This is a genomic window from Arthrobacter sp. 10T44 (assembly GCF_056393885.1).
Genome location: NZ_JBFTGT010000001.1, coordinates 439,232 through 454,720 on the forward strand (window position 1 = coordinate 439,232; position 15,489 = coordinate 454,720).

A 15,489-nucleotide genomic window follows, 5' to 3' on the forward strand; every position below is an offset into this window, starting at 1 on the left:
ACCAGCCTAGCCGGGTTCGGCGTATGCCCGGAAAGGCGGCAGGGCCGGGCCTAGGCGGCCTTGCGCGCCACCGGGGAGAGCAGGAAGCTGACGACGAGCATCACCATGACGGCCAGCAGCGAGTGCAGAATGCCGACGTGCTCGGCCAGCAGGCCGAGCAGGGGCGGTCCGCAGAGGAACGCCCCGTAGCCGATGGTGGAGACCACCGAAACGCGTGCGGCGGCCTTGACGGGGTCGTCCGCGGCGGCGGACATGCCGACCGGGAAGCCCAGCGAGGCGCCCAGCCCCCAGACGGCCAGGGCGACGTAGGCCAGCCAGGGAACCGGCGCGAAGACGAACAGGCCCAGTCCCGCCACGGCCAGCGCCGCGCACCAGCGCATCACCGGGACCCGGCCGTAACGGTCCAGCACCAGGGTGCCGGCGAAACGGCCCACGGTCATGAAAGTGACGAAGAGGCCGTAGCCGGCGGCTCCGGCGGCGTCGGACTGGCCGTGCCCGTCGGCGAGCGCCAGCGCCACCCAGTCCCCCGCCGCGCCCTCGGCCAGGGCGAGCCCGAGCACCAGGACGCCGAGCAGCAGGGTCCGGCGGTCCCGCCAGGCCTGCGCGATCTGCCGTTTGTTATCCAGCGGTTCTTCCGGGCCCTGTGTGGCCTGGCTGATGATGGGCAGCGGACCGGTGGAGGGATCCTCAAAGGTGTCCGGCCCGGACGGGGTGAAATCCTTCTCGGCCTCGACCGGGGTGATGTCGGCGCGGAACCAGCTGGCGGCCGTGGGCACGGAACCGGCGACGAGCAGTCCCACGGCGGCCAGGTGCCAGAAGACCGGCACGCCGGCGCCGGCAGCCCAGGCCCCCGCGCCCGCGCCCGCGACGGTGCCCAGGCTGAACGCGCCATGCAGCCGCGGCATGATGTGCCGGCGCACCGCGCGCTCGACGGCGGCGCCTTCCACGTTGGACGCCGTGTTCCAGCTGGCCGTGCCGAGGCCAACCACCACGAGCCCAGCCGCCACCGCCAGCGGGTTGACCAGAACCGAGGTTCCGAACCCGGCAAGGACCAGCCCGGCGCCCACCATGATGCTGCCGATCCGGATGGTCTGCTTGGAGCCGAAACGCAGCACGATCAGCCCCGACGCGGAGACCGAGACGAAGGAGCCCAGCGTCATGCAGAGCAGCAGCAGGCCGACGTTCCCGGGCGTGAGGTCGAGTCCGTCACGGATGGCCGGAAGCCGGGACACCCAGCTGGCGAAGGCTATCCCGCTGAAGGCATAGGCCGCCACGACGGCGTTGCGCCACCGGGTCACCTCGGCGGACTGGGCCACACGGACCCTCACGGCTGGATCATTCGGTCAGGCCAGCCTGACGACGGCCTGGGCCTTCATGAGGACCTTCTGCCCGCCTGCGACGACGGTGAGGTCCACGCGGGCGGTGCCCGCGTCGGCGTCGAGCGCCCCAATGGCGCCGCTGACTTCGATCACCGCGCCTGCGTCCGGGGTACCGGTGGTGTCGGCCACCGGGACCGGCTTGCTGAAGCGGGTCTGGAAGTCGACGACGGCGGCCGGGTCACCGGCCCAGTCGGTCACGAGCTGGACGGCGGCGCCCATCGTGAACATGCCGTGGGCGATCACGCCGGGGAGGCCGACGCCGGTGGCGAAGGCCTCGTTCCAGTGGATCGGGTTGAAGTCACCGGAGGCGCCGGCGTACTTGACGAGGTCTGTGCGTGTGACCTCGATGCTTCGGCTGCCGAGGTCCTGGCCGACCGTGAGCTCTGAAAATGTGGGGGCCATGGCTTACTGTCCCTCTCCGCGGACCAGGATGGACGAGGTGGTGGTGGCGACGGCTTCACGCGGAGCGGCCGCATCGCTGCCGGCGAGGGCGAAGATCTCGGAGCGGGTGGTGATCATGGCGCCTCCCCCCATGGCGCGGACGCCGTCGACGTGCAGTTCGGCCACGAGCCGGTCCCCGGCGACGATCGGGCGGTGGTGGACGAAGCGCTGGTCGGCGTGGACCACGCGGGAGAAGTCGATGCCGGAATCCGGGTCCTCGATCAGCTGCGCGTCGGCGCGCTGCGCGACGATGATCGCGAAGGTGGGCGGGGCCACGAGGTCGCCGTGGCCCAGGGCCCTGGCGGCGTCCACGTCGAAGTGGGCGGGGTGGGTGGCTTTGACCGCGCGCGCGAACTCGCGGATCTTCTCGCGGCCGACGTCGTACACCTCTGCGGCAGGGTAACTGCGGCCCTGCAGATCCGGATTGATAGTCATGGTTCCAGCCTAGCGCCCTGCCTTCGGATGGCTTTCCCCGTTACACGGCCCCGCGGCGCTTGCACCCGGACGATATGATGGAAACATCAATTCGTAAATCCACGGTGCGGGCGGTGCCCGTCCGCAGGCCAAGAGAGCGCAGGACCGCCATGATTTCCGCAGCGCAGACCCCCTTGTACGAAATCAAGGCCAACCTGTTCAAGGCCCTCGCCCACCCGGCGCGGATCCGGGTGCTGGAACTGCTGGCGGCGGCCCCGGACGGCTCGGCTCCGGTCAGCTACCTGCTGGCCGAGACCGGTCTGGAGGCCTCGCACCTGTCCCAGCACCTGGCCACGCTGCGCCGGCACCGGGTGGTGACCTCGGTCCGGACCGCCAACGCCGTGACCTACCGGCTGGCCCACCCGAAGATTGCCGAGCTGCTCGCCATTGCCCGGATCTTCCTGCTGGACAGCCTGGCGGATTCGGGCGAACAGCTCCGGCTCGCGCAGGAACTGCCGGCCGCGCACCTCCAGGGGTCCGCCTCGTGACCGCCGCGACGGCAACGACGGCGGCCCGCGGCGTCCGGGGCTACCTCGCCCGCTTCCTGCCCTCCCGCCGCGACTACGACGGGCTGCGCGGGTCGTGGCGGACGGACTTGCTGTCCGGCATCACGGTGGGCATCGTGGCCCTGCCGCTGGCCCTCGCCTTCGGGGTGAGTTCCGGGGTGGGTGCCGAGGCGGGGCTCATCACGGCAGTGGTCGCGGGACTGGTTGCCGCCGTCATGGGCGGCTCCCACGTCCAGGTTTCCGGGCCCACGGGCGCGATGGTGGTGGTCCTGGCCCCGGTGGTCGCCGCGCACGGCGCCGGCAGCATCGCCCTGGTCTCCGTGATGGCCGGGCTGCTGGTCATCATCCTCGGCGTCAGCGGCCTGGGCCGGGCGGTCGCGTTCATCCCGTGGCCCGTCGTGGAGGGCTTCACCCTGGGCATTGCCGCCATCATCTTCCTGCAGCAGGTGCCGATGGCCACCGGCACTGAGGGAGTACCGGGCCACAACACCATGCTGGCCGCCGTCGAGAGCGCCGCCACGGCGACGGCCCCCACGGTGCTGCAGACCCTGGCTATCGTGGCGGGCGTCGCCGCGGTGATGTTCCTGCTGCCCCGGCTGAACAAGGCCATCCCCGCCAGCCTGGCCGCCGTGTTGCTGGCCACCGTGGCCGCCGAACTCCTGGACCTGCAGATCCCGCGGATCGGCTCACTGCCGCATTCCCTCGCCGCACCGTCCATGCCGGCACTGGACCCGTCGGTGCTGGGTGGCCTGCTCATGCCCGCCGTCTCCATAGCCACGCTCGCGGCCATCGAATCGCTGCTGTCCGCGCGGGTGGCCGCCGGCATGGTCGGCCCCGACGGCCGGCCCACCGGGACCTACAGCCCGGACCGCGAACTCACCGGCCAGGGCCTGGCGTCGGTAGCGGCGGGTTTCTTCGGCGGCATGCCGGCCACGGGCGCGATCGCCCGGACCGCCGTTAACGTCCGCTCCGGGGCGAAGACCCGGCTCGCGGCGATCGTCCACGCCCTCGTGCTGCTGGCCATCATCTACCTGGCGGCGGGCCTGGTGGGCAGGATCCCGCTGGCGGTCTTGGCCGGGATCCTGATGGTCACGGCCACCCGCATGGTCTCACGGCAAACCGTGGCGGCGGTGATGCGCTCCACCCGGGCCGATGCCTTCGTCTTTGTCCTGACAGCACTGATCACCGTCGCGTTCGACCTGATCGTGGCGATTGAGATCGGGCTGGTCGCGGCGGCGGTGTTCACGCTGCGCAAGTTCGCCTCGCTCAGCGGGGTGCAGCGCGAAGACATCCCGGGCCCGGCTGAACCCGGTGACAGGCACATCGCCATCTTCCGGCTCGACGGCGCCATGTTCTTCGGGGCCGCGGAACGGGTCCTGCAGGAGATCAGCCAGGTCAAGGACATCCAGGTCGCGATCATCCGGCTCTCGCAGGTGCGGATGCTCGACGCGACCGGGGCCCACACGCTGGTGGACGTCATCTCGGCGCTGGAGCTGCGCGGAGTCACGGTGCTGCTCAAGGGCGTCCAGCCGCAGCATCTGGACCTGGTGACCAATGTCGGCGTGATCCGCTCGCTGCGGCACCACAAGCATTTGTTCGCCAGCCTGCCGGACGCCGTGGAGCACGCCCGCAGCCACGTGGTGCGGAACGCCGCCGCTAGCGCTTGAGGTTTTTCCGGATTGTCTGGCCGCGGACCACGATCCCGGCGATGTGCAGGATGAGACCGACGCCGATGACGGCCAGCGAGGCCAGGGCCAGGCCTTGGTTGCCCGTGTTGTTGCCGACCAGATTGAGGATGATGCCTGTGGCGATCAGGCCCATGGCGCTGAAGACGAGCACCTTGTAGGTGGTTGACGCGGTGGCCCAGAATTCGTTCAGCACCGTGCCAGTCTACCGGGGACCCCTGCACCCGCCGTCGTGGGCGGACCCGGGCTCAGAACAATGCCTCCTGGACAGCGGGGACCTCGGAGCCGTGGTCGCCAAGCTCGATGGTCCGCGCTTTCAGCTCGCCGAGGTTGACGACGAATTCAAGGTCGGCGCCGTCGAGGCTGGCCAGCGCGACGCTGCCGCTCAGCGACGCGAGCCGGAAGCCGTGGGCGTCCGAGCCGAGGTCGTGGGGGTAGGCGTGCCGGGCGCCCGGGGTGCAGGCCGCGTCGGCCAGCGCGGGACGCAGCCACCGTTCGTCCACGACCTCAAAGCCGTCCGTATTGGCACCGCCCAGCAGGTTCCGGACTCCGGCTGCGAGCCGGCTGTTGAGGGCCTCCAGTGCTGCGGCGGGCGGCGGCGCGGTGAGCCCGGCGGCCTTCGCCGCCGAGCGGACCTGCTGCGGCAGCCCGGCGTCGCGCGTGACCAGATCCTCCAGCACCCTGACCACCCGCCCGTCGTCGGCGCGGGCGACGTAGCGGGCGACGACGGCACCCTGCTCGGCAAGCCGGTGCCACTTGCGCAGGTTCGAGGCGGTGCCCACCTTGCTGGCGCCATTGGCGAAAGTCGCGACGTAAAGCCAGTGCGGCTGCATCAGGTAGGCGCGCAGCCCCGGCGGGACCCGGCCGCCGCGGTGGAAGTCATGGATCAGCCGCGAATCGTCGACGGCGAAGCACGGCCCGCACTGCTTTCCTCGGGCGGCCGGGGCACGGTCCGGGCAGACCATGTGGTCCCGGTCCGCGGGACCGTGCACTTTGTGGTGGCCCAGGCAGTGCTTCCCCCGCGAGGCGAGCCGGAAACCGAGGCGCGTACCGGCGTCGAGCACCAGTTCGGTGAACGCACCCGCGGGGTCCTGCAACCGCAGGACGGCCCGGCCGGCGTCGGGCTGGCCAGGAACCGGCGAGGCCGGCTGCAGACCATCCCAAAAGACCCCGTGGACCAGATAGCGGGTATCGGTCACGGGGTCTCCTTGCTTGGGCCGGGAACCGGCTACAGTGCCGGCTGCACCCCAAAGGCTACAGCGAGCTTCATGATCTTTTCGGCGCGGCCCAGGCGCGGCAGGTCGGAGCCGTCCCGGATGACGCGGCCGTTGGCCTCGAAGTCGGCCATGAAGTCGGTGGCCCAGGCGACGTCGGACGGCGTCGGGCTGATGACCTCATTGATGACGCTGGTCTGGTCGATCGCGAGGCAGAGCTTGCCGGTCATGCCCATCATCACGGTGATGCCGGTCTGCTCGCGCAGGATCGGGTGGTTGGTGCCGACGGTGGGGCCGTCGATCGGCCCGGGCAGGTTGCCGACGCGGCTGGCGACGACGAGCTTGGCGCGCGGGTAGGCCATGGCCTCCGGGGTGGCGGCCATGCCGGTGTCGCGGCGGAAGTCACCGGAGCCGAAGGCCAGCCGGAACGCGCCCTGGGCCTTGGCGATGTGGTTGGCTTCCTCGATGCCGACGGCGGACTCGACCAGCGGGATGACCGGGGTCTTGCCGTCCATGCGGTGGTAGCTCTCGGTGACCTGGTCCGCGGACTCGGTCTTGGCGAGCATCACGCCCAGCAGTCCCGGAGTGCCGCGCAGGCCGGCGAGGTCATCGGCCCAGAAGGGGCTCGTGGCGTCGTTGATCCGGACCCAGGCGCTGCCGCCGGCGGTCAGCCAGTCCACAACGTGCTCGCGGGCGGCATCCTTCTGCGAGGGATCCACCGCGTCTTCGATGTCCAGGATGATGGCGTCCGCGCGGGACTCCGCCGACTGGCCGAAGAGTTCCGGCTTCATGGCGTTGACCAGCAGCCAGGAGCGGGCGATTTCGGCCGGGACATTGCGCTGGGGCCGGACGATCCCGGCGGTGGTGGTAGAGGTCATGCCTCTACGCTAGCCGCCCGGGGCCGCCCGCCGCCAAGTAATACCCCTGTTTAGGGCGACCAATACGACCAAAATCACCCCGGCGCGCGAAACTGGCTCGCAGTTGTTGTCGTTTGAGGGAATCTAAACGACAACAACTGCGAGCCAGTTGGGCGGGCACGACGGCCGGCGCGGCCGGTGCGTGCCTAGGGGATGTTGCTGCCCCGGGCCGTGATCCAGAGCCGGTACCACTCGGTGCGCGTCATGGCCGAGGCCACCTTGGCGGCGCCGGCGCAGGCCCGGATCCGGTCCGGCTTGCCGGTGCCGATCACGGGGGCGATTCCGGCCGGGTGCTTCATCAGCCAGCCCAGCAGCACAGCCTCGCCCGTGGTGCCCTTCTCCGCGGCCAGCTCGGCGACGAGTGCCGCGGCGGCCTCCTCCGCGGCACTCGGGCTCGCCGCCGGCGCCCCGGTATAGAGCCCGCGGGAGAGCGCGCCGTAGGCCTGCAGGGTGATGCCGCGCCGGACGCAGTGCTCCACGGTGCCGTGCGGAAAGCTGTAGTCCGTACCCTCGGCGTGGTTGACCAGCACGGTGCTCTCCAGCCAGGCCCGCGCGGAGAGACTCATTTCCAGCTGGTTGGCCACCACAGGCACCTCGAGCCGGTCCTGCAGCAGCTCGATCTGCGGGGCCGACATGTTGGAGACCCCCACCGCGCGGACCTTGCCCTCGGCCATGAGCTGCCCGACGGCGGACGCCACCTCGACAGGGTCCAGCAACGGGTCCGGGCGGTGCAGCATCAGCACGTCCACGTAGTCCGTCCGCAGCCGGTCCAGGCTGTCGTTGACCCGGTCCAGAATGCCGTCCCGGCTCAGGTCGTAGAACGCATCGAGGCCCTGTTCGCCCAACCGGATGCCGCATTTGGTCTGCAGCCGGACCCGTTCCCGCAGGCCGGGCGTCTGCGCCAGCACCTCGCCGAAGACCGCCTCGGACTTGCCGTTGCGGTAAATGTCGGCGTGGTCGAACAGGGTGATGCCGGCGTCCAGGGCGGCGTCGACGGCCGCGGCCGCCTCGTCCACGTGCGCGGACGAGTACGGTTCCGCCGACCAGCTGCCGCCCAGGCCCATGCAGCCATAAATCAGTTCCTGGGTGGGGAACCCTCCGGGCTTAGGGGGCGCGGAATTCACCGAAGCCAGACGGTGGTGTTGCCCGGGAGCAGCTGGCCGTCCAGCGGGCCGCTGCTGACCAGCACCTCGCCGGCGGGCAGTTCGACGGCGTCGTCCCCGAAGTTGGTGACGGACTGCCAGCCGCCGTGGCGGCGGAAGTGCAGCACGTCGGCGCGGCCGGTCTCCAGCCACTCCAGTTCCTCCGAGGTCTGCAGCTCGCGGCGCAGCTTCAGGGCCTTGCGGTAGAACTCCAGCGTGGAGCCTTCGGTCCCGTCCTGGGCTGCAACGGCGTAGCGGCTGAACCATGCCGGCTGCGGCAGGTGGGCGCCGCCGTCGCCGAAGCCAAAGGAGGAGCCTTCCGGGGCCCAGGGCAGCGGCACCCGGCACCCGTCGCGGCCGATCTCGACACCCTTGTTGCGGAAGAAGGTGGGGTCCTGGCGTTCGGCGTCGGGGATCTCAGCGACCTCCTGCAGGCCCAGCTCCTCGCCCTGGTAGAGGTACGCGGAACCGGGGAGGGCCAGCATCAGCAGGGTCGCGGCACGGGCGCGGCGCAGGCCCAGTTCGACGTCGAGTTCCTCGGCCGGGGCGCCGGCCAGCAGCCAGCCCTTGCCGTCCTGGCCCTTGGCGTGCCGTCCGCCGCCCTTGGGCAGGCCGTAGCGGGTGGCGTGCCGGACGACGTCGTGGTTGGAGAAGACCCAGGTGGAGGAGGCGCCGGACTCGGTGGCTTCGGCGAGGTTGCGGGTGATGATTTCGCGGAACTCGTCGGCGTCGAAGTCGGCCTGCAGCAGGTCGAAGTTGAAGGCCTGGCCGAGCCCCTCCGGGCTGGCGTAGCGGGCGCGGCGGGACGCGTGCACCCAGGCCTCGGCGACGGCGGTGCGCGGCGGGTTGTACTCGTTGAAGACCTCGCGCCATTCGACGTAGATCTCGTGCACCTCGTCGCGGTCCCAGAACGGGTGCGAGCCGTCGTCGAAGCCGTCGGTGCCGGAGTTGGCCTCGCTCAGCTCGACCTTGGACAACAGCGGCTCGGTGAGGTCCTTGGTCAGGGCGTGCGCGACGTCGACGCGGAAGCCGTCCACCCCGCGGTCCGACCAGAAGCGCAGGGTCTTGAGGAAGTCGTCGCGGATCTCGCGGTTGGACCAGTTCAGGTCCGGCTGTTCCTTGGCGAAGATGTGCATGTACCACTGGCCGGGGGTGCCGTCCGGCTCGGTGATGCGCTCCCAGGCCGGGCCGCCGAAGACGGACTCCCAGTCCGACGGCGGGATCTCTCCGTTTTCGCCCTTGCCGTCGCGGAAGATGTAACGCTCGCGGGCAGCCGAGCCGCGCGGGGAGGCGAGGGCTTCCTTGAACCATTCGTGCCGGTTGGAGGAGTGGTTCGGGACGATGTCAGCGATCAACTTGATGCCTGCGGCATGCAGCGCGGCGGACATCTCGTCGAAGTCTTCCAGGGTGCCGAGCTTGGGGTCGACATCGCGGTAGTCGTCGACGTCATAGCCGCCGTCGGCGAGGGCCGAAGGGTAGAACGGGGAGAGCCAGACGGCGTCGATGCCGAGTTCCTTGAGGTACGGGACCTTGGCGGTGATGCCCTTGATGTCGCCCAGGCCGTCACCGTTGGAGTCGGCGAAGCTGCGCGGGTAGATCTGGTACACGGAGGCCTGGCGCCACCAGTTGGGGTCTGCGGCGAGGTCGGAACCGGACAGGGTTGCCAGCGTGGCGGTGTTCGACAAGGTGAATCCTTCGGGGCTGGGGAGCGGTGTCTGACAAAAGCGGGTCTGATAATTTAGATACAAGCTAAATCTATTGCAGGTTCAATTATGGGTCCGCACTTACAGGGAGGTCAAGATTCCGAAGCCGCAGGCAGCCGCCACCCCCCAACTGCTGCGCCGCGTCAACGCCCAGGCGGTGCTTGCCGCTATCCGGGGCACCGAGGTGGCCACCGGCACGGAACTGATGGCGGGAACCGGACTCACCCGGGCTTCGGTGATTGCCGTCTGCGAGGACCTGATCCGGCGCGGCTGGATCCGCGAACTGGACGCCCCGCGGAAGGACGCTCCCGCCGCCGGACACCCGCAGAAGGGACGGCCTGCCCGGCGTTTCGAGCTCCGGGCGAGGGCCGGCGTCGTACTCGGCATCGACATCGGCGCCGCCACCACCACCGCGGCCGTCGCGGACCTCCGGGGCACAGTCCTGGGCCGCGCCAGCGGGAGTTTCCGTGCCGCGGACATCCCCGCCGCGGAGCGGATCGGCGTCGTCGACCGGGCCTGCCGAGAGGCGCTGGAGGCCGCCGGCGAGGCCCCGGGCAAGGTTCTGGCTGTGGGTGCCGGCATTGCCGCTCCGGTGGACCGCGGCGGCAATGTGCTGGCCGCCCAGCACTTCTGGAGCCTGTTCGACGTCGGGCTCCGCTCGGCCCTGCAAGACCTCCACGGCTGGACCGTGCTGCTGGAGAACGATGCCAACCTGGCAGCACTCGGTGAACGCTGGCGTGGATCCGGCGCCGGCGTGGATGACCTCGTGGTGCTCCTGGCCGGCGAGCGGCTCGGCGCGGGCGTGCTGGAGTCCGGACGGCTGTTGCACGGCCGCGGCGGCGGCGCCGGTGAAATGGGCTTCCTGGACATGGTTGAGGGCGTCGGCTCCAGCGACGGCATCGCGAGCCTGGCCCGGCAGTGGCAGTCAGCGGGCGGCGGCCCGGCCGACGGCGGCGAAGCGAGCGCCCGGCGCGTATTTGAGGACGCCGCCGCGGGGGACGCCGCGGCCCTCGCGATCCTGGGCCGGCTCTCGGAGCGGATGGCCCGGGTCATCGCCGCCATCGCAAGCTTGATCAACCCGGAGCAGGTGGTGATCGGCGGCGCCGTCGCGGATTCGGCCGGCGCACTGGTGCCCGGCATCACCGCCGCGCTGCCGCGTTTCACCGCCACTCCCCCGCGTGTCACGGTCTCGCCGCTGGGCGACAAGATCGTTACGGTGGGAGCCATCCGGCACGCCCTGGATTTCGTCGAGGCCAACGCCCTGGAAGTGGAACTGGCCGGCTGACGGCCGCCCAAGCAGGCCACTTTTCCAAGGAGCCGAATCTCAAGATTCGGCAACGATTGGATACCCAAGTCGAAAGTTTGACGCAGGTTTCCTTTTATTCTTCTCTCTCATCCGTAGACTGGCGTCACTCTGGTCACTTGCGGCCGTCCAGCTGACCCGTCGGCCGGGCGGCGGTCTCATGAAAGATAAACGTGAACTCTTTACGGATGAAGGCCGCGTTCTTTGCCGCGCTTGTCCTTGCCCTGGCGTCGGTCCCAACAACCGGCACGGCACCTGCACACGCTGAGCTGACGCCGGCACCTGTCGCGACCGCCACGGCAACACCGACTCCTAGCGCTCCGGCCGCGGCAACGCAGACGGCGACCGCCACCCAGACGGCAACACAGACGCCGACGGCGGCGCCCACCGCGGAAGCCCTGACTCCGGGCGCGGACGCCGTCCAGCCGGCGCCGACCCCCTCCGCTACTGCCGGCACCAGCCCGTCCCTCACGACGGTCGAATCGCTGCCCCCGGAAAACTCGGGCGAGCCCTTTGTGGCACACACCTTTGAGAATCCGCCCCCGGCCGGCGTGAAGGGGGCTCCGGCCACGGCCAGCGCGGGCATGCTGTCCACGGAGTCCTATTCGCTTGCCCGCCAGGGTGACATCAAGGTTCGCCTCGTCCTGGTCCAGTTGGCCGACAAGAAGGCCACCATCTCGCAGACAGCGGCTAAGGCCTCCATCACCACCAGCAGCAATTACTGGAAGACCATGTCCAACGGCCGCCTGTCGATGAGCGTGGCGACGGTGGAGAGCCGCACCAGCAAGGCCACCTCGACGCAGCGCTACCCGGACATGATGAACACCATCGCCACCGAGCTCAAGTGGACGCCGAATCCCTACACCGCACTCGTCGTCTTCGTGTCCACGCCCACGCTCTCCGACGGGGCGTACGGCGCAGGCTGGAGTTACAGCGGCACGAGCGGGCGGGTCATCATGCCGCTCCCGGCCACCCTGACCAACAGCGTGCTGACACACGAATTCGGGCACGTGCTGGGCCTGATGCACGCCAACAGCTTGCAGTGCGGCAGCGGCGCGCAGGACGTCGCCACCAAGTCGGACGGAACGTTCGCCGACTCCACCTGCAGCATCCGTGAATACGGCGACAGCCTGGACCTGATGGGCGTCTCCCAGACCACCCAGCCCGCCATCAGCTCGACCCTCTGGACCTATGGAGGATTCGGCCGCGGGGACGAGGTTCTCGACGCCGGGATCCTCAAGGACGTCAAGAAATTCACCTTGAAGGCCTGGGCCGGCACCGATGCCAGACGCGCCGTGAAGTTCACCGACCCGGTGAGCGGCGAAGTCTATTTCCTCGAGTTGCGCCTGCCGGTCAGCTACGACACCGCGAAGGCCGTGAACCTCAACAGCGGCGTCAAGATTGTCCAGCAACTGGGGGCGGGCTCGCTGATCCTGCTGCCAGACTCACGACCCTTCTCCGGGTACTACAACCCCAGCCAAACCTGGCAGGCCGGCCAGACCTTCAGCACCCATGCCGGCACCCGGGTGAAAATTGATTCCATCTCGGCTACCGCCGCGGCCATCACCATCACCGCTGCCAACGCCGTGACCGGAGTGTTCCGGGACGCCTGGCTGCAGGCCGGCGGGGAAGCCAGCCTGGGCTACAGCACCAGCGACGTGACCTGCCCGTACGGCGCGGCGGCCACCACCACTTGCCACCAGACTTTCCAGCGCGGCGTGGTCTACAGCACCCCGGGCGTGGGCACCTATGCCGTCTCGAACACCTACATGTCCGGGTGGAAGGACGCCGGCTGGCAGCAGGGCATCGGCTACCCCACCGGGACCGCGAGCTGCGGCCTGTACGGCGGAGGCTGCTACCAGCCCTTCCAAAAGGGCAACATCTACTACTCCACAGCGTCGGGCGCCCACGCCGTCGTCGGCGTCTATTGGAATGCCTGGCGGGACGCCGGCTGGCAGCCCGGCATCGGCTACCCCACCGGAGCACCAAGCTGCGGACTCTACGGCGGCGGCTGCTTCCAGCCCTTCCAAAAGGGCAACATCTACTACTCCACAGCATCCGGCGCCCACGCGGTCATCGGCGCCTACTGGAACGCCTGGCGGGAAGCCGGCTGGCAGCCCGGCATCGGCTACCCGACAGGCGAACCCGTCTGCGGGCTCGCCGGCAGTGGCTGCTCCCAGTCGTTCCAAAAGGGCAATGTCTACTTCACCACCGCCACCGGCGCCCACGCCGTGAGCGGTGTTTACGCCACAGCCTGGGCAGCGGCCGGACTCCAGCCGGGCCTCGGCTACCCGACCGGCGCACCGGCGTGCGGGTTGTACGGCGGCGGCTGCTACCAGCCCTTCCAGAAGGGGAACATCTACTACTCCTCCGCCTCCGGCGCGCACGCGGTCATCGGCGTCTACTGGAACGCCTGGCGGGAAGCCGGCTGGCAGCCCGGCATCGGCTACCCCACGGGCGAACCCGCCTGCGGGCTCGCCGGCGGCGGCTGCTCCCAGCCGTTCCAAAAGGGCAACGTCTACTACACGCCCACCACCGGCGCCCACGCCGTGAGCGGCGTCTACGCCACGGCCTGGACGGCGGCCGGACTCCAGCCTGGCATCGGCTACCCCATCGGAGCTCCCAGCTGCGGGCTCTACGGCGGCGGCTGCTACCAGCCTTTCGAAAAGTCCAACATCTACTACTCCGCCGCGTCCGGCGCCCACGCCGTCACCAGCCGGTACTTCAACTCCTGGCGTGCGGCCGGATGGCAGAAGGGCGTGGGGTACCCCACGGGCCCGGAAAAGTGCGGGTTGTGGGGCGGCGGGTGCTACCAGCCCTTCCAGACCGGCAACAGCTATTACACCGCCGCGACCGGCGCGAACATGATCGGCCAGCCCTACCGGGAAGCCTGGCGGCTGGCCGGCTGGCAGTCCGGCGGACTGGGCTACCCGCTCGGCGCAGCTGTGGCCTACAACGGCTACCGGACGGTGCCGTTCCAGGGCGGTTCCATGATCTACAGCTCGACGGGAGTCAAGGTCGTCCGTAAGTAACGGACTTACCGGTGGGCCGGTGCGTCACTCCGGCATGATCATGGTGCGCAGATCCAGCTGCCGCAGCACCCGGTCCGCGACCTCCGGGTCCATGTCGGGTTCGTTCCGGGCCGCCACAACCTCCTGACGCGCGGCGTCGAGGGCGATGGTCTGGACGGCAATGGCCAGCTCGCGGCCGCGCTTGCGTTTTTCGGTGACGCTCTCGTTCCGCAGGCTGCCGTCCAGGAGTTCGGCGTGCAGCCGGGTCATCTTCTCCTTGACCAGGGCCACCTTTCCCTGCGGCAGCTCCTTCATAAGCTCGTGGTCCTTCAGCGCCGCAATGGCCGCCTGCTGCGCGCGGGAGGCCAGCAGCCGGGCGGCGTCGCGCTCCACGGACCCGTCCTCCGAGGCCTTCAGGACCCGCATCAGCCACGGCAATGTCAGACCCGGCAGCACGAGCGTGGCCAGCAGCACGGCGCACGCAATCACCAGCAGCTCGCTGCGGGCCGGGAACGGGGTCCCGTCGGCCAGCGTGGCCGGGAGGGCCAGCGCCAGCGCCAGGGTGGCCAAGCCGCGCATGCCGCACCAAGTCAGGATCAAGACCTCTTTCGCGGAGGTGGGACGCAGCGTGTTTTTCTTGCTCCGCGCCAGGCCCGACATCATCGCCAGCCAGCCGAACCGCACGGCGAAAACCAGCACGCAGACCACGGCGGCTGTTCCGGCCATTCCGATCACCGCGGTGCCCTCGTCGTGGATGACCTGGCGGATCTCCAGGCCCACCAGCCCGAAGGCGAGGCCCGTGGCGAGCAGCTCCACCACATCCCAGAACGCCGTGCGGGTGACCCGTTCGGCGGCCTCCTGCGGCCGTGAATGCCGCTGGATCTCCAAGGCCGTGACGACGACGGCGATCACGCCGGAGGCGTGCACCTCCTCAGCGAGGATGTAGGCGGCAAACGGGACCACTAGCGTGACCGCGCTGCGGGCCACCATCGAGTGCACCAGACGCGTGATGAGGCGCGTGAGCCAGCCCATCCCGATCCCGACGCCGACGGCAAGGGCCGCCCCGACGGCGAACTGGAGAACGACGTCGGGCCCCACCCTGCTGCCGGCAACGGAGGCCGCCACGGCCGCCTGGAAAATGACGATGGCGGCCGCGTCGTTGAACAGGCCCTCGCTCTGCAGGACCGTGATGAGCCGGCGCGGCATGTGGACCCTGCCTGCGATGGAGTCCACCGCCACGGGATCGGGCGGGGCCACCATGGCGCCCAGGGCGATCGCGGCCGGGATGCCGATACCCGGGATCATGAGCCAGGCGGCGCCTGCCACGACGGCGGTGGAAACCACCACAAGCGCTACGGCGAGCATCAGCAGCGTCCGCCAGCGCACCCGGAAGACGGCCCAGGAACTGCGCTGCGCGGTCGCGAAGAGCAGCGGCGGCAGGAAGATGGGCAGGATCAGTTCCGCCGGGATGTCCACCTCCGGAAAGCCCGGGATAAACGTCAGCGACGCGGCGAGGATCAGCATCAGGACCGGGTATGGCAGGCGGAGCCGGTCGCCCAGGCCCACCGCCACCACGGTGGCAAGAAGAAGTCCGATGATGAGGGCCAGCTGGTCCATGTGCACTCTTTCCCCGGGGTGACGGCGACCAGTCCCCGGTCATCGACGCGCCAGCCGCCCCCACCACCCTATCGGGGCACTGGTTCGCCGGGGCCGG

The 15,489-nt window shown here is 69.9% G+C and carries 13 protein-coding genes; 4 read left to right on the plus strand and 9 right to left on the minus strand.

Going from position 1 to position 15,489, the window contains the following annotated elements:
* Positions 1-50: 50 nt before the first annotated feature.
* The 3 genes from AC1DBL_RS02050 to AC1DBL_RS02060 are packed head-to-tail and all read right to left on the minus strand — an operon-like array spanning position 51 to position 2,255.
* Complete coding sequence (locus tag AC1DBL_RS02050) at positions 51-1,328, minus strand: MFS transporter (RefSeq protein ID WP_476925367.1); 1,278 nt, start codon at positions 1,326-1,328, stop codon at positions 51-53.
* 15 nt (positions 1,329-1,343) lie between these two features.
* Entirely contained in the window at positions 1,344-1,781 is a 438-nt protein-coding gene (locus tag AC1DBL_RS02055) for a MaoC family dehydratase (RefSeq protein ID WP_441416990.1), read from the minus strand.
* A gap of 3 nt (positions 1,782-1,784) precedes the next feature.
* Complete coding sequence (locus tag AC1DBL_RS02060) at positions 1,785-2,255, minus strand: FAS1-like dehydratase domain-containing protein (RefSeq protein WP_441416989.1); 471 nt, start codon at positions 2,253-2,255, stop codon at positions 1,785-1,787.
* A gap of 149 nt (positions 2,256-2,404) precedes the next feature.
* Here AC1DBL_RS02060 and AC1DBL_RS02065 point away from each other — a divergent pair, with 149 nt between their 5' ends.
* Together AC1DBL_RS02065 and AC1DBL_RS02070 are read left to right on the plus strand one after the other, a co-directional pair.
* The gene (locus tag AC1DBL_RS02065) at positions 2,405-2,782 is read left to right on the plus strand and encodes an ArsR/SmtB family transcription factor (RefSeq protein ID WP_476908445.1); all 378 of its coding nucleotides are present in this window, start codon (positions 2,405-2,407) and stop codon (positions 2,780-2,782) included.
* The gene (locus AC1DBL_RS02070; RefSeq protein WP_476925368.1) at positions 2,779-4,467 is read left to right on the plus strand and encodes a SulP family inorganic anion transporter; all 1,689 of its coding nucleotides are present in this window, start codon (positions 2,779-2,781) and stop codon (positions 4,465-4,467) included. The genes AC1DBL_RS02065 and AC1DBL_RS02070 overlap by 4 nt, the downstream gene beginning before the upstream one ends.
* Here AC1DBL_RS02070 and AC1DBL_RS02075 read toward each other — a convergent pair.
* The 5 genes from AC1DBL_RS02075 to AC1DBL_RS02095 form a co-directional block, all read right to left on the minus strand.
* Complete coding sequence (locus tag AC1DBL_RS02075) at positions 4,457-4,681, minus strand: DUF3188 domain-containing protein (protein WP_441416986.1); 225 nt, start codon at positions 4,679-4,681, stop codon at positions 4,457-4,459. The two genes, AC1DBL_RS02070 and AC1DBL_RS02075, sit on opposite strands and share 11 nt — an antisense overlap.
* 52 nt (positions 4,682-4,733) lie before the next feature.
* Complete coding sequence (locus AC1DBL_RS02080; protein ID WP_476925369.1) at positions 4,734-5,684, minus strand: DUF2797 domain-containing protein; 951 nt, start codon at positions 5,682-5,684, stop codon at positions 4,734-4,736.
* A gap of 29 nt (positions 5,685-5,713) precedes the next feature.
* Positions 5,714-6,577 carry an HpcH/HpaI aldolase/citrate lyase family protein gene (locus tag AC1DBL_RS02085; protein WP_441416984.1) on the minus strand — a complete coding sequence of 288 codons (864 nt, stop codon included), beginning with the start codon at positions 6,575-6,577 and terminating at the stop codon, positions 5,714-5,716.
* A gap of 185 nt (positions 6,578-6,762) precedes the next feature.
* A complete protein-coding gene (locus AC1DBL_RS02090) occupies positions 6,763-7,740 on the minus strand; it encodes an aldo/keto reductase (protein WP_476925370.1) in 978 nt (325 codons plus the stop codon).
* Positions 7,737-9,443, minus strand: coding sequence for a glycoside hydrolase family 13 protein (locus tag AC1DBL_RS02095; RefSeq protein ID WP_476917456.1), 1,707 nt, complete (start codon positions 9,441-9,443; stop codon positions 7,737-7,739). The genes AC1DBL_RS02090 and AC1DBL_RS02095 overlap by 4 nt, the downstream gene beginning before the upstream one ends.
* 73 nt (positions 9,444-9,516) lie before the next feature.
* Here AC1DBL_RS02095 and AC1DBL_RS02100 point away from each other — a divergent pair, with 73 nt between their 5' ends.
* Together AC1DBL_RS02100 and AC1DBL_RS02105 are read left to right on the plus strand one after the other, a co-directional pair.
* A complete protein-coding gene (locus AC1DBL_RS02100; protein WP_441416981.1) occupies positions 9,517-10,746 on the plus strand; it encodes an ROK family protein in 1,230 nt (409 codons plus the stop codon).
* 191 nt (positions 10,747-10,937) lie between these two features.
* The gene (locus tag AC1DBL_RS02105; RefSeq protein ID WP_476925371.1) at positions 10,938-13,796 is read left to right on the plus strand and encodes a M43 family zinc metalloprotease; all 2,859 of its coding nucleotides are present in this window, start codon (positions 10,938-10,940) and stop codon (positions 13,794-13,796) included.
* A 24-nt stretch (positions 13,797-13,820) separates the two neighbouring features.
* Here the strand turns inward: AC1DBL_RS02105 and AC1DBL_RS02110 are convergent, their stop codons facing one another.
* On the minus strand, positions 13,821-15,392 hold the full coding sequence (locus AC1DBL_RS02110; protein WP_476925372.1) for a Na+/H+ antiporter: 1,572 nt from the start codon (positions 15,390-15,392) through the stop codon (positions 13,821-13,823).
* Positions 15,393-15,489: the final 97 nt, after the last annotated feature.